General features: G+C 62.4%; 15 protein-coding genes and 3 pseudogenes. 11 read left to right on the plus strand and 7 right to left on the minus strand.

The features are described from left to right. The first annotated feature begins 48 nt into the window (after positions 1-48). Positions 49-1,017, plus strand: a complete 969-nt coding sequence (locus tag F0P97_RS06445) for a Bug family tripartite tricarboxylate transporter substrate binding protein (RefSeq protein ID WP_182286111.1) — start codon at positions 49-51, stop codon at positions 1,015-1,017. A gap of 198 nt (positions 1,018-1,215) precedes the next feature. Beyond that, entirely contained in the window at positions 1,216-3,495 is a 2,280-nt protein-coding gene (locus F0P97_RS06450) for an arylsulfatase (protein ID WP_182286112.1), read from the plus strand. Between the two features lie 15 nt (positions 3,496-3,510). On the opposite strand, the pseudogene F0P97_RS27960 reads toward F0P97_RS06450, so the two are convergent. From F0P97_RS27960 to F0P97_RS06465, 4 genes and pseudogenes are all read right to left on the minus strand, one after another. Next, positions 3,511-3,608 (minus strand): annotated as a pseudogene (locus F0P97_RS27960) (IS5/IS1182 family transposase); the annotation flags it as partial. 339 nt (positions 3,609-3,947) lie between these two features. Then, positions 3,948-4,412, minus strand: coding sequence for a tripartite tricarboxylate transporter substrate-binding protein (locus tag F0P97_RS06455; protein ID WP_182286113.1), 465 nt, complete (start codon positions 4,410-4,412; stop codon positions 3,948-3,950). 359 nt (positions 4,413-4,771) lie between these two features. Continuing rightward, positions 4,772-5,941, minus strand: a complete 1,170-nt coding sequence (locus F0P97_RS06460) for a mandelate racemase/muconate lactonizing enzyme family protein (RefSeq protein ID WP_182286114.1) — start codon at positions 5,939-5,941, stop codon at positions 4,772-4,774. Between the two features lie 24 nt (positions 5,942-5,965). Next, positions 5,966-9,439, minus strand: coding sequence for an indolepyruvate ferredoxin oxidoreductase family protein (locus F0P97_RS06465; RefSeq protein ID WP_182286115.1), 3,474 nt, complete (start codon positions 9,437-9,439; stop codon positions 5,966-5,968). A gap of 297 nt (positions 9,440-9,736) precedes the next feature. Between F0P97_RS06465 and F0P97_RS06470 the strand changes: the two are divergent. The 3 genes and pseudogenes from F0P97_RS06470 to F0P97_RS06480 all read left to right on the plus strand — a co-directional run. Beyond that, positions 9,737-10,117: pseudogene (locus F0P97_RS06470) on the plus strand (lytic transglycosylase domain-containing protein); the annotation flags it as partial. 40 nt (positions 10,118-10,157) lie between these two features. Next, positions 10,158-10,631, plus strand: a pseudogene (locus tag F0P97_RS06475) (DNA gyrase subunit A); the annotation flags it as partial. A 208-nt stretch (positions 10,632-10,839) separates the two neighbouring features. After that, on the plus strand, positions 10,840-12,501 hold the full coding sequence (locus F0P97_RS06480; RefSeq protein WP_182286116.1) for a methyl-accepting chemotaxis protein: 1,662 nt from the start codon (positions 10,840-10,842) through the stop codon (positions 12,499-12,501). Between the two features lie 16 nt (positions 12,502-12,517). On the opposite strand, the gene pdxY is transcribed toward F0P97_RS06480, so the two are convergent. Both pdxY and F0P97_RS06490 read right to left on the minus strand, forming a co-directional pair. Further along, positions 12,518-13,411 (minus strand): pyridoxal kinase PdxY, encoded by an 894-nt coding sequence (pdxY, locus tag F0P97_RS06485; RefSeq protein WP_182286117.1) that lies wholly within the window; start codon positions 13,409-13,411, stop codon positions 12,518-12,520. Between the two features lie 162 nt (positions 13,412-13,573). Next, positions 13,574-14,032 (minus strand): RidA family protein, encoded by a 459-nt coding sequence (locus F0P97_RS06490; RefSeq protein WP_003064600.1) that lies wholly within the window; start codon positions 14,030-14,032, stop codon positions 13,574-13,576. 208 nt (positions 14,033-14,240) lie between these two features. Here F0P97_RS06490 and F0P97_RS06495 point away from each other — a divergent pair, with 208 nt between their 5' ends. From F0P97_RS06495 to F0P97_RS06505, 3 genes are all read left to right on the plus strand, one after another. Continuing rightward, positions 14,241-16,730, plus strand: coding sequence for a DNA internalization-related competence protein ComEC/Rec2 (locus tag F0P97_RS06495; RefSeq protein WP_182286118.1), 2,490 nt, complete (start codon positions 14,241-14,243; stop codon positions 16,728-16,730). Between the two features lie 160 nt (positions 16,731-16,890). After that, complete coding sequence (locus F0P97_RS06500) at positions 16,891-18,351, plus strand: circularly permuted type 2 ATP-grasp protein (RefSeq protein ID WP_182286119.1); 1,461 nt, start codon at positions 16,891-16,893, stop codon at positions 18,349-18,351. Continuing rightward, positions 18,351-19,307: an alpha-E domain-containing protein gene (locus F0P97_RS06505; RefSeq protein ID WP_182286120.1), complete on the plus strand. Its 957-nt coding sequence runs from the start codon at positions 18,351-18,353 to the stop codon at positions 19,305-19,307. The genes F0P97_RS06500 and F0P97_RS06505 overlap by 1 nt, the downstream gene beginning before the upstream one ends. Positions 19,308-19,370: 63 nt before the next feature. On the opposite strand, the gene bfr is transcribed toward F0P97_RS06505, so the two are convergent. After that, a complete protein-coding gene (gene bfr, locus F0P97_RS06510; protein WP_012837398.1) occupies positions 19,371-19,847 on the minus strand; it encodes a bacterioferritin in 477 nt (158 codons plus the stop codon). A 394-nt stretch (positions 19,848-20,241) separates the two neighbouring features. Between bfr and ahpC the strand changes: the two genes are divergently transcribed. The 3 genes from ahpC to F0P97_RS06525 all read left to right on the plus strand — a co-directional run bounded on the left by ahpC (position 20,242) and on the right by F0P97_RS06525 (position 25,223). Beyond that, positions 20,242-20,817: an alkyl hydroperoxide reductase subunit C gene (gene ahpC, locus F0P97_RS06515; protein WP_003057651.1), complete on the plus strand. Its 576-nt coding sequence runs from the start codon at positions 20,242-20,244 to the stop codon at positions 20,815-20,817. Positions 20,818-20,992: 175 nt separating this feature from the next. Continuing rightward, positions 20,993-22,549 (plus strand): alkyl hydroperoxide reductase subunit F, encoded by a 1,557-nt coding sequence (gene ahpF, locus F0P97_RS06520; protein ID WP_182286121.1) that lies wholly within the window; start codon positions 20,993-20,995, stop codon positions 22,547-22,549. 409 nt (positions 22,550-22,958) lie between these two features. Then, a complete protein-coding gene (locus F0P97_RS06525; RefSeq protein ID WP_182286122.1) occupies positions 22,959-25,223 on the plus strand; it encodes a TonB-dependent hemoglobin/transferrin/lactoferrin family receptor in 2,265 nt (754 codons plus the stop codon). Positions 25,224-25,225 lie beyond the last annotated feature (2 nt).

Consider the following 25,225-nt stretch of genomic DNA (forward strand, 5'->3'; position numbering starts at 1 on the left):
CATTTCCAGGAGACAGACATGCAACGATTCAATCGTCGACACTGCATCGTGGCCGCTGCAGCCTTGCTGCTCAGCCCCTTGTCGTGGGCAGAAAGTTCCCCCTTACCACCCGCCATCAAGATTGTCGTGCCTTTTCCGGCAGGTGGTGCGGTGGATGTCACGGTGCGCAGGCTTGGCGAGCAGCTCGCCAAGGGTCTGGCAACCACGGTGATCGTGGAAAACAAACCAGGCGCGTCCGGCGTCATTGGGATCAGAGCGGCAGCGCCTGCTGCAGGCAATGGTTCAGTATTGCTGTATGCCCATAGCGGCATGGTCACGGCGCAAGCGATGGGCGCCAAGATCGATCTGTTGAAAGAGTTCAAGCCGGTGGCCAAGCTCTCGGTCGCACCTCATCTGCTGATGGTACGCGCCGACTCGCCCTACAAGACGCAGCGTGATCTGATCGAGGCCATGAAAGCCAAGCCGGGCAAGCTCAATTTTGGCTCTGGGGGAGCGGCCTCTCCAACCCATCTGATGTATGAATTGCTGGAAGGCGCTGTTCCAGGCATCAAGGCAACCCACGTGCCATTCAAGGGTGCCATCGACGGCATTTTTGCACTTGCAGGGGGCGAAATCGATTTCCAGTTTGCCACGCCAGCGGCGGCGGCAGAGCTCATCAAATCCGGCAAGCTGCGCGCGCTGTCCTTTACCGGGACCAGCCGCACCCCCTACTACCCCGACGTGCCCACGGTGGCCGAAGCCGGGGTACCTGGCTACCGCGCTGAACCAGGGAGCGGCATTCTGGCTGAACCATGGGGCGGTCTTCTGATTACCACCAAGGCATCAGACGCCTTGGTGGCCAGATTGGCTGACGCCGTCATGGCCGCGATCAACACGCCTGAAATGAAGGAAGTGATCGAAAAGTCCGGCAGTCGCAAGGCGGACAGGCGCACGCCGGCCGAATTTGCCCAGGACATCCAGCAGGAACTGACTGAGCAACGTGCGTTGATTAAAAAGTTGGGGATGGTGGCAGAGTGATTTTTCTGGCGGCATTTTTTCGATACCGCACTCCAGCGCGGTGAGATTGGCGGGAAGCATTTCCTTTGTTCAAGAAATAGACCAAGGATGAGAGTCCAGACTTAACTCAAATCCGAGGTGCTCCGAGATCGATTGCGGATTGGCGCCGTCGCTCCCGAGTGCCTTGGCTCATCGATTACTTCACTTCTGCAGGTGACCATGGCAACCCCAAGAACCGAGAATCAGGGCGCGCTTGCTCCGCACCCGCATGAGGACATTCTTCCGCCGGCCGATGCGCCGTTCGGTGGCGTCATAGGCAACACGTACAAGGAATCGAAGGCCGAATGGCCGAGCCCGGTCAGGCCACCAAAGGATGCTCCGAATATCGTGGTGGTCCTGCTCGACGACCTGGGCTTCGGCCATCTGTCCTGTTATGGCGGGCCTATCGAGGCGCCTTGTATCGGTAAGCTGGCCACAAATGGTTTGCGCTATACCAATTTCCACACTACCAGCCTGTGTTCGCCCTCGCGGGCCGCACTGCTGACCGGCCGTAACCACCACTCGGTTGGATTCGCTGTCATCAGCGAACTATCGACCGGCTTCCCGGGCTCCAACGCCTATATGCCACGCAGCGCTTCGACCGTCGCGGAAGTGCTGAAGCAGTCGGGCTATTCTACTTTTGCGGTGGGAAAGTGGCACCTCACGCCGCCTACCGAGGTGACGGCGGCTGGCCCGTTCAGTCGCTGGCCGCTCGGCATGGGCTTCGAACGCTTCTATGGTTTCCTGCCAGGGGAGACGGATCACTGGCATCCCATGCTGACTTGCGACAACCATCGCATTCCCACCCCAGAGCGGGCCGACTACCACCTCAGCGAAGATCTGGTCGACCAGGCTATCGCGATGATCCAGGACCAGCAGCAGGTTGCCACCGGCCGGCCGTTCTTCCTGTATCTGGCCTTTGGCGCTCCCCATGCGCCATTCCATGTGCCTCAGTCCTATATCGAGAAATATAAGGGTAAGTTCGACCAGGGTTGGGATCAAGTGCGCACGGAGACCTTCGAGCGCCAAAAGGTGCTCGGCATCATTCCCAGGAACTCCAAGCTGCCGCCCAGGAACCCTGGCATTGCCGGCTGGGGCTCGCTCGATGCGGACGCCAGGCGCCTGTACGCGCGCATGCAAGAGGCGTTCGCCGGCTTCGTCGACCATACCGACGCGCAGATCGGGCGCCTCGTCGCTACGCTGCAACGCCTGGGACAGTTCGACAACACGCTGATCCTGGTGCTCTCCGACAACGGCGCAAGCCAGGAGGGCCAGGAGCATGGGACGACGAATACCGAGCGATTCCGTAACCTGTTACCCATGAATGTCCAGGAGATGATCAAGGACATTGACCGGATCGGCAGCAAGCATACCGACACGCACTATCCAGCGGGGTGGGGAATGGCGGGCAATGCGCCATTCCGACGATGGAAGCGCGACACCCACCGGGGCGGTAACACCGATCCGCTGGTGGTGCACCTGCCTAGCGGGGTGGCGCATGTCAGTGGAATCCGGACCCAGTACCACCACATCACCGACCTGTATCCGACGCTGCTAGAGATGGCTGGGGTGTCGGTACCGAGGGTCATCAATGGCAACGAGCAAAAGCCGCTTGAAGGCATCAGCCTGGCCTATACATTTCAGGACGCCGAGGCGCGCACCCGCAAACATGTCCAGTACTACGAGATGCTCGGCTGCCGGGCCCTCTGGTCGGACGGCTGGATGGCGGTTACTTGGCACAAACCTGGCACGGACTGGGAAGAGGATCAGTGGGAGCTGTACCATCAGGACGACGACTATACGCAGGCCAATGACTTGTCGCGGGAGCATCCCGAGAAGCTCAAGGCATTGATCGATCTGTGGTGGGAAGAGGCCCGTAAGCACAATGTCCTGCCCTTGGACGACCGCTTTCGCGAGCGGGCTCTGGACCGCACGCGGCCGGTGGCGGCCGAACGGCGAGCTGCCTACGCCTACTACCCGGGATCCAGCCCGGTTCCTATCACCGCGATGCCGCGCTTGCTCAATCACTCCCATACCATCACGGCACGGATCGAGGTGCCCGCCGGCGGCGCCGAGGGCGTGATTGTGGCGCTCGGATCCGAACTCGGAGGCTGGAGCCTCTTTATGAAGAGCGGCAGGGCGTATTACGTGCACAACCGCCTGAAAATAGACTGCCACAGGGTTAGCTCCGCCCCCATTCTGCCGGGAAGGGTCGAGCTGCGCTTTGAGTTCGTCGCTACCGGCATTGGAATGGGCACGGGCCAATTGTTCGTCAATGGAGAATCGCAGAGCGAACCCGTCGAGATTCGTACCGCGCCGATCGGATACTCCGCCGTTCACGACGGTATCCAGATCGGAAGGCAGTGGGGTTCCGCGACGGCCTATGAGGATTACGTTGGCGAGTTCGCATTCACCGGCACGATCGACCATGTGCTGGTGAGTCCTGGCGAGGCGGTCTAGGGTCTGCCAACAGAAACGAAGCCAGTCGACCACCAGCGCGAAGCGATGAGGGCAAGGAACATCACATGGAGCTTTTCGAAGCGAGAGAAGATGCGCCAGTAGCCCTTCATCCGCTACGTCAGGTGCGCTGTGGAGCCGCTCCCCAAGATCGACGCTGGGCCATGCTCCTACGTCTGCCAATGCACCGTCGGCCAGACCACCTTGCCAAGTCCCGTCCCAGACGCTTGCCGGGGAGGGCAGCTGCGTTTCCTAGGGGCAGTCGAACTCACGCATGACGGCCGTCATCCAGCGCAAGTCGGCCTCGATGACGCGGGCAAACTATTCCGGCGACGAGCGACGAGCGACGAGCGACGAGCGACGAGCGACGAGCGACGAGCGACGAGGGGCGGCGAGCTTGTCCCGTAGCATCTTGCCGCCGAGCGCTGCGGCCATCTGGCGCTGGAGCATATCGATCACAGGGCGCGGCGTGCCAGCGGGCGCCGCCACAGCCTGCCCGAGTACTGCAGCGGTGGCAGATCTATCCCTTGCCCTTTCAGCGTCGGCACCTCGGGCAACAGCGGCGAGCGCTGGTCGACCATCATCGTGAGGGGGCGCACGAGCTTCTTTTGAATGAACTGCGCGGCCAGCGGGGCGACGGATGGAAAGAACTGGATCTCGTGTTGCGCCAGCGCGGTGATCGCATCCGGCGCGCCCTTGAATGGGGCAAGCGTCGCCGAGAAGCCGTACCGCTTGGGGAGGATGGCGGCGTTCAAGTGTTCGCGCGAGCCCGGTCCCACCGAGCCGCAGTTCAGCACGCCCGGGTTGGCGCGCGCGAAGTCAATCAACTCCTTGACCGTCCTGAACGGTGAATTGGCAGGAACCACCAGCACGCCGTCGCTGACGCCGGTCAGTGATATCGGTGCCAGTGTCTTCAGCATATCGAAGCGTTTGCGCGCCACCTACGCGGCTGCCATTACGCTGTTGAGCTGGATCAGCGGTTAGCCGTCGGCGCCCGCCTGCGCCAGCGCCTGCATGGCGGGCTGGAAGATCGCACCGGGCTTTTTCTCGACGATGAAACTCGCCGCATCGCTTTCTGCATCTGCTCGGCCAGCATGTGCACCGAGGCATCGGCCGCGCCGCCAGCCGGCAGCGGCACGATGATCCTGACCCGGCCGGCTGGGCCCAGTCGCGAGGTGCGAACGGCAGGGCGCAGGCGGCGGCAGCCTGCCTCAACAACTAGCGACGGGTGGAGGTAAGAATCATGCTTTGTCTCCTTTATTCGGCTCAATCATGAGAATCACAAATTGGGCATTGGCACGCGGTAGCGGTCCATCTTGGCCGTGTCCAGGTTCAGCCCGAGCCCTGGTGCGTCACCCACCTCGATGCGGCCATTTACCACCTCGGTTTGGAGAAATTCGTCGCGCGGCGGGTTGTATTCGATCCCGTATTCGAGCGAGCCGTCCGGGCTGTTGGAAGCCGCAAGCAGGTGGGCAGAGGCCAGCAGGCCAGGAGCTGCCGAGAACATATGGGGGCAAAAGCGGATGCCCTTGGCCACGATGCGGTGCGACATGGGCACTGTGCCCGAAAAGCCGCCCCACTTGGTCATGTCAGTCTGCAAGACACTATAGACGCCACTGCCGATGGCCTGCTCGATCGTGTCGGCAGAAATCATGTTCTCGCCTCCGGCGATCCTCATGGGGGCGCCTGCGGCCAATGCCTTCCAGATCTCCAGCGGTGAGTCCACGGGAATGGGCTCTTCCAGGAAGGCCAGTTTCACATCGGCAAATTGCTGCGACCATGCCACCGCTTCATTCAAGGGGAACGAAGAATTGGCATCGGCCATCAGGTCGACATCCGACCCCACCATGGCGCGCGCCTTGACATAGGCTTCCATGTGCTGCCTGGGGTCCCCCCAGCAACGCAGCTTGAACGCCCGGAATCCCCGTTCGAGTCCGGCTTCGACCAGCGGCTCAAACCCGTGTGAGCGCCCCAGGCTGCCATACGCATTGATGCTGCCACTGCGGCCGCCCAGAAGGCGCCATATCGGCTGCCTTTCACGCTGCCCGACGATGTCCCAAAGGGCAATGTCCACGCCCGCGATGGCGGCAGAGATGGGGCCCGTTTCACCACTCTGAAGACGCAGGACGTTGGCCGCCCTGTGCATCGCCTCCCAGGCCTGACGCGGGCCCGCAAAGCTGCGTGACTTCAGGAAAGGCTCAATCACCTTCTTGACGATGATCGCGCGGTGGTAGGCGCCAAAGCGCGGGAAATTGCACCACACCTCGCCCCAGCCCTGCTCGCCCGTTGTGAGCTTCACTTGGACAAGCAGGGCAATCGTGGAGTCCACCATGCCCATGGGCGTCTGGACGGGTGCAGCCATGGGGATGCGCAGGATATGCGGCTCGATGGACTCCACGGAAAGGGTGGACTGGATGGACTCGACGGTTGTCATAAGTTTTTGACCCATTCAATGTTGCTGTTCGGCTGGATATCAGGCGGCCTGCTGTGCCGGCTCGGCAGCAGCAGGGGCTGGTTGGCGCAGTTCCTCTCGTGCCGCCAGGGCCTTCATGGCACTGGCCTCGCGCACATGCCCGTAGCCGCGAACCTGTGCCGGCCAGCCCGCCAGGCGGGTCATGGCCTTGGCGTTGTCGGCGCTCAACGCATGCTGAATATGGTCCAAGTCGGCCTCGTATTGCGCACGCAAGCGGCTAGCCAGTCGCCGCTCTTCTGAATTTCGGAACGGGTCGAGCCAGCTCCCGCGGATGATGCGCAGGCGGCCCAGAAGCGACAAGATCAAGGGCATGGCAAAGACCTTCTCTGTCTTCATCGCCTGGCCCGTGCGCGCATCCTTCTTGGCCAGCGGGCCGCCGCCAAGGTGCCAATGCACCTTCAGATCCCCGTCGAACTCGCTCTGCAGCATCTTGTGGAAGGCCGGATCGCTGTACAGACGACCCACTTCGTACTCGTCCTTGTGGGCCAACAGGCGGTAGTACTGGCGAGCCGCGGTCTTGACCAAGGCGTCAGCGGTACCGGCATGCTGTGCTGCCTGCCGCAGTCGGGAGATGCGATCGCCGTAGGTCTTGGCCAGGGCTGCATTCTGGTAGCCGGTGAGACGCTGCATGCGGTCCCGCACGATCGCATCCAGGCTTTCGACTGTAGGCAACGCAATCACGTGCGCGGGCCGGGCCTGCGCTTGCAAGGACGCAAGGCGCTGCGGATCGGCAGCCCACAAGCGGCCCCAGTTGAAGGCTTCGACATTGCGCGCCACCTGGACCCCGTTCAGCTCAATGGCCTTCTTCAGCGCATCGAGCGAGACCGGGATCATCCCGCGTTGCCAGGCCACGCCCAGCATCAGCATATTGCCGAAGACCGCGTCGCCCAGCAGCTCCTTCGCCAGCACTGTGGCGTCGATGAGTTCGAAGCGATCCGCCGCCGCAGCCTGCAAGCGTCCGGTCAGCGTGGCGGCATCGAACTGCCAGTCCGGGTCGCGCGAGAACTCGGTGGTGGGCACCTGCTCGCTGTTGACCACCAGCCGCGCCGTGGCCGGGCGAAGGAGGCTGAGCGACTCGTCGCCCGCGGTGACCAGCAGGTCGCAACCAACCACGACATCGGCCTCGCCCATCGCCAGACGGGCGCTGGTCAGCAGCAATGGGTCGCGAGCAATGCGCATATGCGTCATGACGGCGCCGTACTTCTGCGCCAGACCAGTGATGTCAAGGGTTGAGCAAGCCAGGCCGTCCAAGTATGCGGCCATCGAGATGATCGCACCCACCGTCACCACCCCAGTGCCGCCGATCCCGGTGATGAGCACACCGAGCGAATCACGCTGCAGCGCCGTGCTCGGCAACGGCAGCGTGGATTCGTCCAGCATCGGCTGTGCGCGCTTGGCCATCCCCGCCTTTTTTGGCTCGGCGCCATGCACGGTTACAAAGCTCGGGCAGAATCCTTCGACGCAGGCATAGTCCTTGTTGCAACTGCTCTGGTTGATCCGGCGCTTGCGTCCCAGCGGTGTTTCCAGCGGCTCGATCGACAGGCAGCCGCTCTTGGCGCCGCAGTCGCCACAGCCCTCGCAAATCTCGGGGTGGATGAAGGTGCGCACCTTAGGGTCGGCCCACTTGCCGCGCTTGCGCAGGCGCCGGCGTTCGGTGGCGCAGGCCTGGTCGTGGATCAGCACGGTAGTGCCATGCATCTCACGCAGCTCTCGTTGCACGCGATCCAACTCGCGGCGATGGTGTACCGGCACGTCGGACGGCAGGCCCAGCGCCTGAACACGCTCCAGATCTTCCGTGGTAACGACGATGTGACGCACCCCTTCCGCCTTGAGCTGTTGAACCATCTGGGGCACCGATATCTCGCCATCGACCGGCTGTCCGCCGGTCATCGAGACAAAGCCGTTGACCAGCAGCTTGTAGGTGATGTTGACCTTGCTCGCCACCGCTGAGCGAATGGCCAGCAACCCCGAGTGGAAATAGGTGCCATCGCCCATATTGGCGAACACATGCTTCTCGGCGGTGAACGGCGCCTGGCCGGCCCACAGCATGCCCTCGCCGCCCATGTGCGAAACGGTCATGGTGTTCTGCGGGCTGGTCAGCATGGCGATGGTATGGCAGCCGATGCCGGCCAGCGCGCGGCTGCCGTCCGGCAGCTTGGTGGAGCTGTTGTGCGGACACCCCGAGCAGAATGTCGGCAAGCGCATCGGCCCGAGGATTAGCTGACCGTCTGGCCCGAACTTGGGCGTTGGCGACAAAGGAATCGCTTGGGCCATTTCGTCCTGTCCCAGCAGCTTGGCGATGGCATGCGCGACGATATTGGGCGCCAGCTCGCCCACGGACGGCAGCGCCGGCTTGCCGATGATCTTGGGTGGGTTGGCGAGGGCTGCATCGTACAGCACAGCCTTCAGTTGCTGCTCGATCAAGGGGCGCTTTTCCTCGACCACGAGGATGGCCTGCAGGCCGTCGGAAAACTTCAGCACGGCCTCCGGGTCTAGCGGAAAGACCATGCCTAGCTTCAGTACCCGGATGCCGACCGCTTTACAGGCTTCGTTCGTCAAGCCCAGTTCCTGCAGCGCTTGCAACGTGTCGGCGTAGGCCTTGCCTGCGGCCACTATGCCGACACGGGCATTCGGCACATCGTGGGTAACTCGGTTCAAATGTTTGGCACGCGCATAGGCCACGGACAGGGGCAGCTTGGCGCCGTACAGCCTCGCCTCCTGCATCTGCGGCCTGTCGTGCAGCCGGATCGAGACGCCGCCCGGCACCGGCGGCAACGGTGGGAGCACAGACTGGAAGAGCGCCGGGTCGATGTTCACCGTCGAAGAGCTTTCCACCACATCCGTGACGAGCTTCAAACTGACCCAGCAGCCGCTGAAACGGCTCATGGCAATGCCGTGCAGGCCGTAGTCGATGATTTCCTGCACGTTTGACGGCGCCAGCACGGGGATGCCGGCGGCCATTAGCGCTGGTTCGCTCTGGTGCGCGGTGGTGGACGATTTTGAGCCATGGTCATCACCGGCAAGCACCAGTACGCCGCCGCTCGGCGAGGTACCCGCCAGATTGGCATGCTTGAACACATCGCCCGAGCGGTCCACGCCGGGACCTTTCCCATACCACATACCGAACACGCCATCCACCTGTGCGCCGGGGACCAGGCCGACACTCTGGGTGCCCCACACCGCGGTTGCGGCCATGTCTTCGTTGACGCCGGGCTGGAACTTGATATTCCAACGCTCCAGGTGGCTGCCAGCACTCCACAGCTCCATGTCATAGCGGCCAAGCGGCGAGCCCCGGTAGCCAGAAATGTAGCCGCCGGTGTTCAAACCGGCGGCTTGGTCAATCAGGCGTTGCTGGATCGCGAGGCGCACCAGGGCTTGGTTGCCCGAGAGAAATACGGTCCCGGTGGTCTTCGTGTAGCGATCGTCGAGCCGGGGCGTATCGCCCGGGATCGGTGAAGGGAGGGCATTGGTCATGGAAGTCTCCTGCATCTCTGCGGCGTGGCATCAAGGGCGCATCGGACTGGGATGGTAGGCACGGTAGCCAAGGCGCAATGTCATGTCATTGACATTGCCAGGTTTACGCCAATGCGGGAGGTTGCTTTCCTTTGAGCGCTCTCTTCTATTGAGTCTTGCCGCCTTCGCGACAACGGTGACCCTGGCCCCGTCACTTCAAGGCGGAAATCCGGTGCCCTTGGCCGCGCCATCAAAATGAAGCGAAGCGTTCTTGGCTAGGCGCGGCCACAAACAGTACAAGCGGTGCGGCAAGGCCGCGCCACGGCCGAGCGCTTTGGCGTATCGGCCAGCAAAAAGCGCAGCATGCAGCAGCAACTGGCCGACCCGGCCGTGAACGTGCCTGCCGGCGCGCGTTACCTGAGCTATCTGATGGACTTGTTCCCGGGACGGCTCGATCTGGTGCTGGCCGCCTATAACGCGGGCGAAGGTGCGGTGCAGAAATTCGGCAAGGCCATTCCGCCCTACAAAGAAACAATGAATTACGTCAAGGCCGTCACCGGCATCTACGAGCAGCTGCAGGCAGCGCGGCCCCTGAGCGGGCGGCTGGCTGCGGCCAGCCCGGCTGGCCGCGGCGGCTCCCGCATACGCATGACTCTGCCGGGCGCAGCCTCTGCGGCTGCGGACGCGCAAATACCTTGAGTCGCCGGATCGGCGCAATTTGGAAAATCACAAAGAATTCATGAGCGATCAAACCACACTGGATTTGTCTCAACAAGCCGCTGGCGATGCACTGGACCTGGGTCAATACGCACAGCGCGCCTATCTCGAATACGCTTTATCGGTGGTCAAGGGCCGCGCCCTGCCGGATGTCAGCGATGGCCTCAAGCCCGTGCAGCGCCGCATTCTCTATGCCATGGACCGCATGGGCCTGGGCTATAGCGGCCCGAACGGCAATACGGCGGCCAAGCCGGTCAAGAGCGCCCGTGTCGTCGGCGACGTGCTGGGCCGCTTTCACCCGCACGGCGACCAGTCGGCCTATGACGCACTGGTGCGCATGGCGCAGGACTTCAATCAGCGCTACCCGCTGGTCGACGGGCAGGGCAACTTCGGCAGCCGCGACGGCGATGGTGCAGCGGCCATGCGTTACACCGAGGCACGTCTTTCCAAGATCACCGGCCTGCTGCTCGACGAAATCGATATGGGCACGGTGGAATAAGCAGGCTTGTGCCGCCTGTCAAAAAGCCGCGCCAGGCAGGTCCTGGGCGGCTTTTTTTTTTCTGCGGTGCAAACATGGGCCTGGGGCAGCGCACTACAAAGGGAAATTCCTGCTGCTGACATGGGTTCAGCATGGATACATTTTGTCTCAATGCGCGGCAATGTCTGCGCGCAGGCCTTGTGCAGCTTTGTTGGCAGGATATTTTATGCAGCGACTCAAGATGGCCCACAAGCTCTGGGCGGCAGTGTTACTCATCGTGGCGGTGTTGATTGCGGTGATCGGGTTCGCGGGCTACCGCTCCTCGGTCACGCAGCAGGCGTCGGAGCAGACGGCGCAGCAAATGCGCTCACGCACCGAGCTGGCGATCGAGTGGATGGGCCTGACCGAAGCCAACGCCGTGCGCACGCTGGCATTGGCGCTGAGCAGCGAGGCGTCGGTGGAGGCGAGCTTCAAGCCCGCGATGGCCGAGACCTCGGACCGTATTTCCAGGGTGCAAAAGGCACTGCAGGCACTGGCGGTGTCTGCCGAGGACAAGGCCCAGATGGAGCGGGTGTCCGCAGCGCGCCAGCAGATGCTGACGCTGCGCAAGCAGATTGCCCAGCTCAAGGACCAGGGGGAGGCGGTCCGGGCTCTCGCGCTGGCCGAGCAAAGCTTCAAGCCCGCGATTGCAGCCTATCTGCAGTCGCTGCAGGCGTTTGTCGAGCTGCAGAAAAAAGCCGCTGCCGACAGCCAGCTGCAGATGGCCGAGTTGCGCATGGCGACCGTGAAGATAGCCGGTGTGGCGGTGCTGCTTGTGGTGCTGGGCATTGCCGCCGGCGCCTTCTTTCTGATCCGCAGCATGCAGTCGCCGCTGCTGGCCGCCCAGGTCATGGCCGAGCGCATTGCCGGCGGCGATCTGCGGGTGGGCGAAACCGTGCAGCGCCATGACGAATTCGGCGCGCTGCTGCGCGCCCAGCAGGACATGTGCCGGGCGCTCAACGATATGGTGGCCCAGGTGCGCCACAGCGCCGACAGCATTGCCACGGCCAGTGCCGAGATCGCTGGCGGCAACCAGGACCTGTCGGCGCGCACCGAGCAGACTTCCAGCAATCTGCAGCAAACCGCTGCCGCCATGGAGGAGTTCACCAGCACCATCCAGAACAGCGCCAGCAGCGCAGAGCAGGCGCGCAGCACGGCATCGGGCGCGGCCGCCCTGGCCCAGCGCGGCGGCGAGGTCGTGGCTTCCATGGTGGTGACCATGGACGAGATTCGCCAGAGCAGCCAGAAGATTGGCGACATCATCGGCGTCATCGACGGCATTGCCTTCCAGACCAATATCCTCGCGCTCAATGCGGCGGTGGAGGCGGCGCGCGCCGGCGAGCAAGGTCGCGGTTTTGCCGTGGTGGCCAGCGAGGTGCGCTCCCTGGCCCAGCGCAGCGGCGACGCGGCCAAGGAAATCCGTACCCTGATCGGCACCTCGGAGGCGCGCGTGCAAAACGGCATCCGTTTGGTGCAGAGCGTGGGCGAATCCATGGACGATATCGTCAAATCGGTGCAGAACGCCAGCACCATGATTGCCGAGGTGACCGAAGCCTCGGTCCAGCAAAGTGCAGGCGTGACCCAGGTCAACCAGGCCATCAGCCAGCTCGATCAGATGACACAGCAGAATGCGGCCCTGGTCGAAGAATCGGCCGCTGCCGCGCAAAGCCTGCGGGAGCAGGCCGAGCAGCTGACGCAGACGGTCAGCATGTTCCGCATGGATGATCTCAGAAGCAGCCATGTACATGCCCAGGCTGCTATTGCATCGGTAGCAAAAGGGTCCGCCTCGACGGTCCGGCCACGCCCGTCCGGCGCCGCGCGCCAGCCGGAGCTGGCGCACCAGGAGTGAATCGGGTCGCGCCGCTTCAGCCGATGACCGGCACGGCGTCAAAGAGATGCGCCGGTGCCGTGATCTGATCGCGGCTGGCGACCAGGGGCAGGTCGCGCTGCCCCGATTCGGTGCGCGAGACCAGGGCATACAGGGTGCTCACGGCCCTGGATACAGCATCGGCCACGGCGCGGCCCTGGATCAGATGGCCCAGCAGCACGGCCGAGAACACGTCGCCCATGCCGTTGGGCAGCGGGTGCAGGTCGACATAGGGCGTCTGCACCAGCCAGGCCTGGTCGGCCGTCACGGCCAGCGTGGCCAGCTGCTCGGACGGCAGGTCCTCGGTGCGCAGGCTGGTGACGACGATCAGCGCCGAGGCGCGGTGACGCATTTGCGCAAGCATGCCGCGGGCCGCCTCGGTGGCCGCCTTCACGCTGCCCAGCGGCTCGCCGCCGCACAGCAGCTCGAACTCGTAATGGTTGGGCGTGATGACGCTGGCCTGGGACAGGGCCCGCTTGCGCAGAAAGTCCGGGATGCCGGGGCGCACGAACAGGCCGCGCCCCACATCGCCCATGACCGGGTCGCACAGATAGTGCGCCTGGGGCTGGGCGGCGCGCACCTCCTGCACGGCGGCCAGAATGGCTTCGCCCACACCGGCATCGCCCAGATAGCCCGAGAGCACGGCCGTGCAGCGCGCCAGCACGCCTCGGGCGCGCAGGCCGTCCAGCACATCCTGTACATGGGCAGGTGTGAAGACCTGGCCCTTGAACTCGCCGTAGCCCGTGTGGTTGGAGAACTGCACCGTATGCACGGCCACGGGCTCTATGCCCAGAAGCTGCAGCGGCAGCATGGCAGCGTCGTTGCCCACATGGCCGTAGGCGACATGGGATTGAATGCTGAGAACCAGTGGGGGTGCCTGCGTGCTGGGCATGGGGGCTCTTTCGTGAGTGATCGAGATGCTTGCGGCAAGCATCGCGCTGCAAGGATAAAGTGAGCTGCTTGCGCTTATCAATCAAGCAGTTCAGATTGTTTTGTATCTGAAATCCATGAATGACAAACGGTATTAGCTCACTTTATGTATGGGGCTAAAGTCTTAGCCCAGCTCGGCCATCAGCTCGATTTCCACGCAGCAGCCCAGGGGAATCTGGGCCACGCCGAAGGCGCTGCGGGCGTGTTTGCCGGCTTCGCCGAAGACTTCGCCCAGCAGTTCGCTGCAGCCGTTGGTGACCAGATGCTGCTCGGTATAGCTGGTGCTGGAATTGACCAGGCTCATGACCTTGACGATGCGCTTGACGCGATTCAGATCGCCGCCGCAGGCATGCTGCAGCGTGCCCATCAGATCCACGGCCACGGCGCGGGCTGCCTGCTTGCCTTCTTCGGTCGTCATGTTCTCACCCAGCTTGCCGACCCAGGGCTGGCCGTTCTGCTTGGCGATATGGCCGCTGAGAAACACCAGATTGCCGGTCTGCATATAGGGCAGGTAGGCGGCAGCAGGCATGGCCACTTCGGGCAGGGTGATGTTCAGGGCTTTGAGTTTTTCATAGACGCTCATGACGGCTCCAAAAAGTGCGAGGCTAAGGATCGACAAGTTTGACACAGCAGCGGGCCCGGGCATTGATCGCCTTGGCACAGTGGCCATAGCTTTTGAATTGATAGCTGCTCGCACAATGAGAGCAAGTGTTTGATGCCGTTTTGGTGTCCGAGACAGGGCAGGGATAGTCGCAATGCTGGGTCTGGTCGCTCCCTCCTAGCATGGCAGCATGCCGCTCCATCAGACTCCAAGCTCTCAGCATCGCCGCCTGTCGTGGCTGGCGCCGCTCTGGGGTTGTGTGCTGGGCGCTGCATGGCAGGTGACCCAGGCCAGGCTGTGGCATCTGTCGCTCTACCAGATCTTGCTGGCTTGGGGTTTGCTGACACTGCTGTTTGCATACAGATGGCGTGGCAGACCCTGGCTGAGCTGGTGGCTGATGCTGTTGGGCGCTGCCTGCTGTGTGGCAGGGGGGACGGGTTGGCGTGCACATGCCTATCTGGCGCAAACCCTGCCACAGGCGCTGGAGGCAGTGGACTTGCAGGTGGAAGGCCGGATTGCCTCCATGCTGCAGAACCAGGCCAACGGCCAGCGCTGGCGTTTTGTGGTCGATAGCTCGGATGCCGGCGTGCCAAGGCTGCTGGAGCTGTCCTGGTATGGCCCGTTCGGGCAGGTGCCGGATGCCAGCCAGCCTCTCGTCCCTGACTGGGCCCAGGGCATGGCGCTGAGCCCCGGTCAGCGTTGGCGCTTCACGGTACGCATCAAGCGCCCGCATGGCTCGCGCAATCCGCACGGCTTTGACTATGAGCTGCTGGCCTGGGAGCAAGGAGTGCAGGCCACGGGCTATGTGCGTGACCAGCCCGTGCCCGAACTGCTGGCCGTGACAAACCAGTATCCGCTGCAGCGCTGGCGACAGGGCTTGCGCGATCGCATTCAGGGCGAGGCATTGCGCTTGCAGCGCTGGTTGCCAGGTGGCAGTGCAGGGCATGCTCAGACCGCTCTGGGCGTGGTGGCTGCGCTGGCCGTGGGCGATCAGCAGGCGATTGACAGCAAGGACTGGACGCTGTTTCGCCAGACAGGCGTGGCGCATCTGATAAGCATATCGGGCCTGCACATAACCATGTTTGCCTGGCTGGCAGTCTTGATCGTGGGCCGTGTATGGAGACTTGGTGCGCGCGCCTGTCGCTGGATGCCTGCCCCGCGCGCAGCCCTGCTCATGGGCGTGCTATTGGCGGCAGCCTATGCCTTGTTCAGCGGCTGGGGTCTGCCCGCGCAGCGCACGATCTGCATGCTGGCCGTAGTGGCGCTTTTTCAATGGCTGGGCGTGCGCTGGCCCTGGGCCTGTGTATGGCTGCTGGCATTGGCGGTGATTGTTGTGGCCGACCCCTGGGCGTTGTGGCAGGCGGGGTTCTGGCTCAGTTTTGTAGCCGTCGGCGTATTGCTTGCTTCCAATTCAGTGGCAGATAGCGCCGAAGCTGCAAGCGCAAAAAGACGATTTCTTGCAAGATTGAAGGAATTGTGGCGCGAGCAGTGGCTGATCTCCCTGGCCTTGGCGCCACTGGGGCTGCTGCTGTTTGGCCAGGTGTCCGTCGTGGGCCTGCTGGCCAATCTGCTGGCCATTCCTTGGGTGACATTGGTGGTCACGCCGCTGGCCTTGCTGGCTGCTGTGCTGCCCATGGCGGCAAGTGCTGCCGCGGTCGCCATGCTGCCCTTGATGAGCCTGCTGCAGTGGCTGGCTGCGCTGCCCGGAGCCGTATGGGCCTTGCCGCAGCCTGCCTGGTGGGCCAGTGCGCTGGCGATAGCCGCCGGACTGCTGGTGATTGCGCCTTTGCCGGGCCGGCTGCGGCTGGTGGCCGCGCTGTTGGCGCTGCCAGCCTTGTTCTGGCCTCAGGCACGGCCGCGTGTCGGCGAGTTCGAGCTGCTGGCGGCGGATATCGGCCAGGGCAACGCCGTCATCATCAGCACAGCCAGCCACCGTCTGCTCTATGACGCAGGGCCGCAGTACAGCCGCCAGAGCGATGCCGGTGAGCGTGTGCTCTTGCCGCTGATGGCCGCGAACGGCATGCAGATTGATGCCATGATGCTCAGCCACAGCGACAAGGATCACACCGGCGGGGCTTTGGCCGTCAGGGCAGCTCAGCCTGGCGCGAAAGTCTGGGGCTCGGACTCGGTGATTCAAGCCCCGCAACTGGCGGGCCTGGCTCCGGTTCAGCGCTGTACACAGGGGCAGCACTGGCAATGGGATGGTGTGACGTTTGAAGTGCTGCACCCGCCCGCCGGAGATGCCTGGCTCAACGGTCGCAAGGCCAAGCCGAACTTTGGCAGTTGCGTGTTGCGCCTGCGTTCGGCCAGCGGACGTGTGGCCCTGTTGGCCGGAGATATCGAGGCGGCGCAGGAGCAGCAACTGCTGCAAACCAGTCTGGACGAACCTGTGGACTGGCTGCTGGTGCCTCACCATGGCAGCAATACTTCATCGACCGAGTCCTGGGTCAGCACGCTGCGCCCGCGCTGGGCGGTGGTGCAGGCGGGCTATCGCAATCGTTTTGGGCATCCGGTGGCAGCCGTGGTGCAGCGCTATCAGGCGGTGGGCAGCCAGTTGGTGGCTCAGGATCGCTGCGGCGCGGCCTACTGGAACTCTGCCCAACCGGAAAAATTGGAATGCGAACGCTTGATTCGGGCGCATTATTGGGATGTCCATGCTGTTTCCAGGGAGCAGCCCTGAGAAACTGGCATGGGGCTTGCATTGATGCTGTACCGCCTTCAGGCGGATGCAGACATGCATGGTTGCACGCTTGTTGCCTGGCAGCTTGTCCGGTGCAGCGTCGCTAAACTGAGATTCGTGGCTTGCATGCGTGAGCTGCGGCAAAAATAGAGAGGACAGGATGCGCACATTCGATGAGATGTATCTGAGCTTGCCCGCCGAAGGTGGCGCGGTGCGAGACCACTATCGGGACTATGCGCAGTGGCTGGGCAAACAATCGCTGGACTATCTGCGCGCCCGCAGTGCCGAGGCGGAAATCGTCTTTCGCCGCGTGGGCATCACCTTTGCCGTCTATGGCGACAAGGACGAGAGCGGTGCCGGTACGGAACGCCTGATTCCGTTCGATTTGATCCCCCGCATCATTCCGGCCCATGAGTGGGTCCGCATGCAGGCCGGCCTGACCCAGCGCGTGAAGGCGCTCAACTGCTTTATCCGCGATGCCTATCATGGCCAGGACATGGTGCGTGCCGGACTGATCCCGACGGAGCTGGTGCGCGGCAACAGTCAGTATCGGCCAGAGATGGAGGGCATTCAGGTGCCCAACGATGTCTACGCCAATATCGCGGGCATAGACATCGTGCGCGCGCCCGATGACCAGGGCAACGGCGTCTATTACGTGCTGGAGGACAATCTGCGCGTGCCATCGGGCGTTTCCTACATGCTGGAAAACCGCCGCATGACCATGCGCCTGTTCCCCGAACTCTTCGGCAAGCATGCCGTGGCACCGGTGGCCCACTATCCCGACATGCTGCTCGACACTTTGCGTGCCAGCGCGCCGTCGGGCGTGCTGGAGCCCACGGTGGTGGTGCTGACTCCGGGCATGTACAACAGTGCCTATTTCGAGCATGCCTTCCTGGCCCAGCAAATGGGGGTGGAGCTGGTCGAAGGCCAGGATCTGGTGGTCGAGAAAGACGTGGTCTATATGCGCACCACCCAGGGTTTGCATCGTGTGGACGTGATCTACCGCCGTGTGGACGATGATTTCCTCGACCCCGAAGTCTTCAGGCCCACATCGACGCTGGGCTGCAAGGGCCTGATGCGGGCTTACCGTGCAGGCAACGTCAATATCTGCAATGCCGTGGGCACGGGCCTGGCCGATGACAAATCGGTGTACCCCTATGTGCCGGAGATGATCCGCTTCTATCTGGGTGAGGAGCCCATACTGCAGAACGTGCCGACCTGGCTGTGCCGAAAGGAGGACGACCTCAAATATGTGCTTGACCACCTGCATGAGCTGGTCGTCAAGGAAGTGCACGGTGCCGGCGGTTACGGCATGCTGATCGGGCCGGCGGCGACCAAGGCCGAGATAGAGGCTTTCCGCCGCGTGCTGGTTGGCAACCCTTCGGGCTATATCGCTCAACCTACGCTCTCCCTGTCCACCTGCCCGACCATGGTGGAAAAAGGCATAGCTCCGCGCCATATCGACCTGCGGCCCTTTGTGCTCACGGGAACCGAGGTCAATATGGTGGCCGGTGGACTGACGCGCGTGGCGCTCAAGCAGGGATCGCTGGTGGTGAATTCATCCCAGGGCGGGGGAACCAAGGACACCTGGGTGCTGGAAGATCAAGAGGGAGGTCATTGATGCTGTCACGTACCGCCGATCATTTGTACTGGATGTCCCGCTACACCGAGCGGGCAGAGAACACCGCGCGCATGCTCAGCGTGGCCTATGAAACCGCCATGCTGCCGCAGGCCATCCATGACTCCCACCGCGGCTGGCAGAGCGTGCTGTCCATCAGCGAGCTGATCCCGGCCTTCAAGGCACAGTTTCCAGTGGTAGACCGCGAGTCGGTGCTGCAGTTCATGGTGTCGGACGAGGCCAACCCGTCCTCCATCTTTGCCTGTCTGAAGGCTGCGCGCGAAAACGCGCGTGCCGTGCGCGGAGCGCTGACCACGGAATCCTGGGAAACGCAGAATCAGACCTGGCTGGCGCTGCAGCGCCACTTCGGCAAGGATGCCTGGAAAAAGGATCCGGCGCAGTTCTTCGAATGGGTCAAATACCGCTCACACCTGTGGCGCGGCGTGTCGCTGGGCACCATGCTCAAGGACGAGGCGCTGCACTTTGTGCGCCTGGGCACTTTTGTCGAGCGGGCCGACAACACGGCGCGCTTGCTGGATGTGAAGTTCCATTCCATAGAGCGCGACTACCACGGCATGCCGCGCGGTCGCGCCCTGATGAATTTCGACTTCTATCACTGGAGTGCCTTGCTGCGCAGCGTCTCGGCCTTCGAGGTCTATCGCAAGGTCTACCGCGATGTGATCACGCCCGAACGCGTGGCCGAGCTGCTGATGCTGCGCGCCGACATGCCGCGCTCGTTGCTGGCCAGCATGCATGAGGTGGTCAAGAACCTGGAGCGCGTGGCCAACGACCATTCGCAGGAAACCACACGCAAGGCCGGGCGCTTGCTGGCCGATCTGCAGTACGGTCGCATCGACGAGATACTGACCACCGGCCTGCACGCCTATCTGACGCAGTTTCTCGACCGCGTCAACGACCTGGGATCGGGCATCAGCCGGGACTTCCTGATGCCGACCTGAGGCGGGGGCTCCAAAGCAAAAGCGGCCCTGAGGCCGCTTTTGTCTTTCAGCGTGAAGCCGAAATTATTCGATCTCGCCCATCAGCGACTGCAGATAGTTCTGCGTGCCGACCTTGTCGATCAGGTCAAGCTGGGTTTCGAGGAAGTCGATGTGCTCTTCGGTGTCGTCCAGGATCTTCTGCAGCAGATCACGCGAAACATAGTCGCGCACGGATTCGCAATGCGCGATGCCGTCCTTGATGGTTTGCTGTGCGGCCTGCTCCAGGCGCAGGTCGCAGGCCAGGGCTTCCGGCACGTCCTCGCCGATCTGCAGCTTGCCCAGGTCCTGCAGATTGGGAAGGCCGTCGAGCATGAAGATGCGGTCCATCAGCGCGTCGGCATGCTTCATCTCGCCGATGGATTCCTCGTATTCCTTCTTGGCCAGCTTGTCGAAGCCCCAGTGCTTGTACATGCGGTAGTGCAGAAAGTACTGGTTGATGGCGGTCAGTTCGTTCTTGAGCTGGGCTTGCAGCCAGGAAATGACTTGTGCATCACCTTTCATGAGGGACTCCTTCTCGGGCAGTTGTTGTTCGCGCCGATTGTCCATGCTTTATGAGGCAAATCAAACAAAGTCCATGCCCGCGCGAATTGGCTGCATCTGATGCGCGTTCTCGTTTAGCTTCAGTGAGTGCCCGCAGGACTTGGACTGAGAAGTTTGATCCGCTGATGACAACAAAAGCTATGAGCGTGATTGAAGGACTATTGGCTTGAACTACCTGGTTTCGGCCCACAATAGAAAGCTGAGCTGCACAGCGCTGCGGCTTGACTTCAGAAGCCGGGAATCTGGTTTGATAGGTTTTTTAAATCAATTTGATGAAATCAATCGATTGGTTTTATTAAGCGGACCACTCTAAACTTCATCCTGTCTTCAAACACTAACCACAAGGAAACAGCAAATGTCTCTGATCAACACTCAAGTTCAACCTTTCAAGACCGAAGCCTATGTGAACCGCAACGGCAAGGGTGAATTCATCACCGTGACTGAAGAGAGCCTGAAGGGCAAGTGGTCTGTGGTGATCTTCATGCCCGCCGCCTTCACCTTCAACTGCCCCACCGAAATCGAAGACGCAGCCAACAACTACGCCGAGTTCCAGAAGGCCGGTGCCGAGGTCTACATCGTGACCACCGACACCCACTTCTCGCACAAGGTGTGGCACGAAACTTCCGACGCCGTGGGCAAGGCCAAGTTCCCCCTGGTTGGCGACCCCACACACCAGCTGACCAACGCTTTCGGCGTGCACATCCCCGAAGAAGGCCTGGCTCTGCGCGGTACCTTCGTGATCAACCCCGAAGGCGTGATCAAGACCATGGAAGTGCATTCCAACGAAATCGCCCGTGACGTGTCCGAAACCCTGCGCAAGCTCAAGGCTGCCCAGTTCACCGCCGCCAACCCTGGCCAGGTGTGCCCCGCCAAGTGGAAGGAAGGCGCCAGCACGATCACTCCTTCGCTGGATCTGGTCGGCAAGATCTAAGCCTGATACCTATCGGCTGAGCGCGCAAGCGCTCTGAAAGCCGGACGACGTTCAGGCGAGTGCTGCCCGTCCGTCCGGCTTTTTTTCGCCCAGTTTTTGCTTTCATGGGCGGGCAAAGGCCTCAAAAGCACTTTGCTGCATTGCATCAACAACTCTAAATTCAAAGGAATCCACCATGCTTGACGATCAACTCAAAGCCCAACTCGCCGCCTACCTGGAACGCGTGCAGCAGCCGTTTGAGCTGGTGGCTTCTCTGGATGACAGCGAGACCAGTGCCCAGATGCACGATCTGCTGAAAACCATCCAGTCCCTGCGCAGCGACAAGATTTCCCTGCGCACCGACGGCAGCGATGCCCGCAAGCCCTCGTTCACGCTGCAGGGCCAGGGCACGGCCACCCAGCTGCGTTTTGCCGGTCTGCCCCTGGGCCATGAATTCACCTCGCTGGTGCTGGCCCTGCTGTGGACGGGCGGTCATCCTCCCAAGGTGGAGCAGGACGTGATCGACCAGATCAAGGCACTGGACGGCGACTTCAACTTCGAGGTCTATATGAGCCTGAGCTGCCACAACTGCCCCGACGTGGTCCAGGCGCTGTCGCTGATGGCCATTCTCAACCCCAAGGTCAAGACCACGGTGATCGAAGGCGGTGCCTTCCAGAAGGAAGTGACCGAGCGCGAAATCATGGCCGTGCCCATGGTGTTCATGAACGGCAGCGTGTTCGGCTCCGGTCGCATGACCATCGAGGAAATCGTGGCCAAGCTGGACACTGGTGCAGCCTCGCGTGACGCAGCCAAGCTGTCGGCCAAGGACGCCTTCGACGTGTTGATCATCGGCGGCGGCCCGGCCGGCGCGGCAGCCGCCGTGTACGCAGCTCGCAAGGGCATTCGCACCGGCGTGGCGGCCGAGCGCTTTGGCGGTCAGGTCAACGACACGCTGGCGATCGAGAACTACATCTCCGTGCTGGAAACCGACGGCCCCAAGTTCGCCGCTGCATTGGAAGCCCACACCCGTGCCTATGATGTGGACATCATGAACCTGCAGCGCGCCGAGAAGCTGATTCCCGCTGCGCATCCCGGCGGCCTGGTGGAAGTGCAACTGGCCAACGGTGGCTCGCTCAAGGCCAAGACCGTTATCCTCTCCACCGGTGCACGCTGGCGCAATGTAAACGTGCCCGGCGAGGCCGAGTACAAGAACAAGGGCGTGGCCTACTGCCCGCACTGCGACGGTCCGCTGTTCAAGGGCAAGCGCGTGTCGGTGATCGGCGGCGGCAACTCCGGCATCGAAGCTGCGATTGACCTGGCGGGTCTGGTGGCCCATGTAACGGTGGTGGAGTTCGCCGATCAGCTCAAGGCCGATGCCGTGCTGGTCAAGAAGCTGCACAGCCTGCCCAATGTGACCGTCATCACCAACGCCCAGACCACCGAGATCACGGGGGCCAACGGCAAGGTCAACGGCCTGAGCTACAAGGACAGGGCAACGGGTGCCGAGCACCATGTCGAGCTCGAAGGCGTGTTTGTCCAGATCGGCCTGGTGCCCAATACCGAATGGCTCAAGGGCACACTGGAGCTGAGCAAGTTCGGCGAGATCATTGTGGATGCCAAGGGACAGACCAATCTGCCCGGGGTGTTCGCCGCCGGTGACTGCACCACGGTGCCTTACAAGCAGATCGTGATCGCCGCTGGCGCCGGCGCTACCGCAGCACTGTCGGCCTTTGACCACCTGATTCGTCACTGAACTGCTTTCAACGTTTGCCGGGAAAGCGTTGGCCGCTATAAAAAAGGACTGCTTCGGCAGTCCTTTTCGCTTCATCGCCCCATCTAGCCATCGCCCCATCTGGCCGGTAGTCACCGGCCATGCCGTGTGCTATCGGCGCCAGGCCCTGAGGAGCTTGCGGGCTGCAAAGCCTTTCATGGATGTTCGTGAGAACCAGGGGACAGGCCGGTCTGCTTTCAGGGCGCGATTTCCGGTTTTGTAAGCAAGTTATTTGCGGTTGAGAATTATTCGCATATACTTCTTTCATTCAGCCAGCCAATGCCGTGCCAGCTACAGGCCGCGAAGCCTCTGACGTTTCGACCTGTGGCCATTGAGGTATCTATCAGAAGCCAGCTCTTGTCCATTTCTATGAATAAAGAGGGTTTCTGGTATGGCATCCGCCACCGCTTTGCACGCCCGCGCCATGCCGGCGCCACGCTCCAATCTCCGCCCGCTGGCGCTGGCCTGCGCACTTGCCTGCGCTGCCATCTCGGCCCAGGCCCAGCAGCAATCTTCCGAAACCGTCCAGGTCGCGGCGGCCCGCGCCGACCGCGGCACGCCCGTGCTGCGCGATGTGGTCATCAGTGCCTCGCGCGACGAGCAGGACGCCGACAGCCTGCCCATGACGGTGGACGTCATCGACGCCAAGCAGATGGAGGAGGAGCAGATCGGCGACATCCGCGAGCTGGCCAGCAAGCTGCCCAATGTCACCGTGCCGCGCAGTCCGGCGCGTTTCACCCTGGCCGGCTCCCCCACCGGGCGTGACCAGAACAGCGGCTTCAATATCCGTGGTCTGGAAGGCAACCGCGTGCTGATGCTGGTCGACGGCGTGCGCCTGCCGCGCAGCTATACCTTCAGCGCCAATGCCTTTGGCCGTGACTATATGGATCTGGGTCTGGTGCAGCGCGTGGAAATCCTGCGCGGTGCCGTGCCCGCGCTCTATGGCTCGGACGGCATGGGCGGCTTGGTCAATTTCATCACCGTGCAGCCAGACGATCTGCTCAAGGACGGCAAGACCATTGGCGGTCGCGTCTCGGCCAGCTATGACGGATCGGACAACGGCAAGCGCGTGGGTGCGACGCTGGCTGGCCGTGCCAGCCAGGAATGGAGCTGGCTGCTGTCGGCCGGCATAGGCCGCTCCAGCGCGCTGGAGAACATGGGCGATAACAATGCGGTGGGGGCTCTGCGCACCACGCCCAACCCCGAAAAGGACAAGAGCCATTCGCTGCTGGGGCGCCTGGTCTATACGCCATCGGCCGTGCAAAAACATGTGTTCACGCTGGAAAATGTGGACAAGCGCGCCGACTACGACTTGTTGAGCGCTCGCAGCGCCACCGTCAGAGATTCGCAGGCCGAGACCACCATGAAGCGCTGGCGCGCTACCTGGCAGGGGCAGTGGCAGCAGCTCGATACGGCACTGGCCGACGAGCTCAAGCTGATGGTCAGCTATCAAAGCTCGCGCTCGCGCGAGTTCGTGACCGAAACCCGCACCCCGCCTTTGGCCTATCGCGAGCGCGATGTGACCTATGACGAGGATGCGCTGCAGCTGCATGCCCAGGCCGGCAAGACGCTGCGCTGGAGCAATGGCGTCAGCGGCAAGCTCAGCTATGGCGTCGACTATCTGCGCGGCAAGGTGGTCAACGAGCAGAACGGCATCACGCCACCGGCAGGCGAGAGCTTTCCGCTCAAGCGCTTCCCCGACACCACGGAAACCTCGACCGCGCTGTTTGCCCAGGCCGAGCTGCACTATGGTGCTTTCAGCCTGACGCCCGGATTGCGGGCCGAGCACTACAGCATCAAGCCCAAGCAGCAGGGCTTTGGCGGCACAGCGGTCAGCAATTCGGACTCTGCCGTCTCCCCCAAGCTGGGCGCCATGTTCCAGATGAACGATGCCTGGTCGGTCTACGGCAACTATGCCGCTGGTTTCCGCGCGCCGAATGCAGGGCAGATCAATGCCTTCTTCGAGAACCCGTTCATGTTCTACAAGAGCATTCCCAATCCCGATCTCAAGCCAGAGAAGAGCAATACCTTCGAGCTGGGTCTGCGCGGCCGCATGAATGCGCTGCGTCTCGATGCTGCAGTCTTTACAGGCCGCTACAAGGACTTCATCCAGGATCAGGTGCAGGTTGCGGGCGAATACGGTGATCGCAACAACCCGGCCACGTTCCAGTCCGTCAATCTGAACCGCGTGCATATCAGCGGCTTTGAACTCAAGGCCGACTACGACTGGGGCAGGTTTGCGGGCGGCAACTGGCGCACCAATGCCGCCTACGGCTACACCAAGGGTACGGACAAGAGCACCAACAAGCCGGTGGACACCATCTCGCCGCAGCAACTGGTTCTGGGCGTGCGCTACGACCGCTCGAATGTGGGCGTGCAGCTCAGCGCCTCGCACTGGGCAGGCAAGAAAGACAAGGATGCGTCCGATCTTTCCACTGGCCGCCCCTTGCTCAGCCCATCCGCGACGGTGCTGGATTTGAGTGCGCAATGGCGTATCCGTCCAGGCACGCGTCTGAATGTGGGCATCTACAACCTGACCGACAAAAAGTATTCGCGCTGGGCGGATGTACGTGGCTTGAGCCGCACGACGCAGATTGCCGATGCCTATACCCAGCCGGGCCGCAATGTGCGCGTGTCCCTGGTTCAGGACTTCTGATT

The sequence above is a fragment of the Comamonas testosteroni genome, from assembly GCF_014076415.1.
Lineage (GTDB): Bacteria > Pseudomonadota > Gammaproteobacteria > Burkholderiales > Burkholderiaceae_C > Comamonas > Comamonas testosteroni_F.

Bases quoted from the DNA above. Each gene is read 5' to 3' on its own strand.
- F0P97_RS06450 (WP_182286112.1), top strand. From the start codon at position 1,216: ATGGCAACCCCAAGAACCGAGAATCAGGGCGCGCTTGCTCCGCACCCG.
- F0P97_RS06455 (WP_182286113.1), bottom strand. From the start codon at position 4,412: ATGCTGAAGACACTGGCACCGATATCACTGACCGGCGTCAGCGACGGC.
- F0P97_RS06460 (WP_182286114.1), bottom strand. From the start codon at position 5,941: ATGGGTCAAAAACTTATGACAACCGTCGAGTCCATCCAGTCCACCCTT.
- F0P97_RS06465 (WP_182286115.1), bottom strand. From the start codon at position 9,439: ATGACCAATGCCCTCCCTTCACCGATCCCGGGCGATACGCCCCGGCTC.
- F0P97_RS06480 (WP_182286116.1), top strand. From the start codon at position 10,840: ATGCAGCGACTCAAGATGGCCCACAAGCTCTGGGCGGCAGTGTTACTC.
- pdxY (WP_182286117.1), bottom strand. From the start codon at position 13,411: ATGCCCAGCACGCAGGCACCCCCACTGGTTCTCAGCATTCAATCCCAT.
- F0P97_RS06490 (WP_003064600.1), bottom strand. From the start codon at position 14,032: ATGAGCGTCTATGAAAAACTCAAAGCCCTGAACATCACCCTGCCCGAA.
- F0P97_RS06495 (WP_182286118.1), top strand. From the start codon at position 14,241: ATGCCGCTCCATCAGACTCCAAGCTCTCAGCATCGCCGCCTGTCGTGG.
- F0P97_RS06500 (WP_182286119.1), top strand. From the start codon at position 16,891: ATGCGCACATTCGATGAGATGTATCTGAGCTTGCCCGCCGAAGGTGGC.
- F0P97_RS06505 (WP_182286120.1), top strand. From the start codon at position 18,351: ATGCTGTCACGTACCGCCGATCATTTGTACTGGATGTCCCGCTACACC.
- bfr (WP_012837398.1), bottom strand. From the start codon at position 19,847: ATGAAAGGTGATGCACAAGTCATTTCCTGGCTGCAAGCCCAGCTCAAG.
- ahpC (WP_003057651.1), top strand. From the start codon at position 20,242: ATGTCTCTGATCAACACTCAAGTTCAACCTTTCAAGACCGAAGCCTAT.
- ahpF (WP_182286121.1), top strand. From the start codon at position 20,993: ATGCTTGACGATCAACTCAAAGCCCAACTCGCCGCCTACCTGGAACGC.
- F0P97_RS06525 (WP_182286122.1), top strand. From the start codon at position 22,959: ATGGCATCCGCCACCGCTTTGCACGCCCGCGCCATGCCGGCGCCACGC.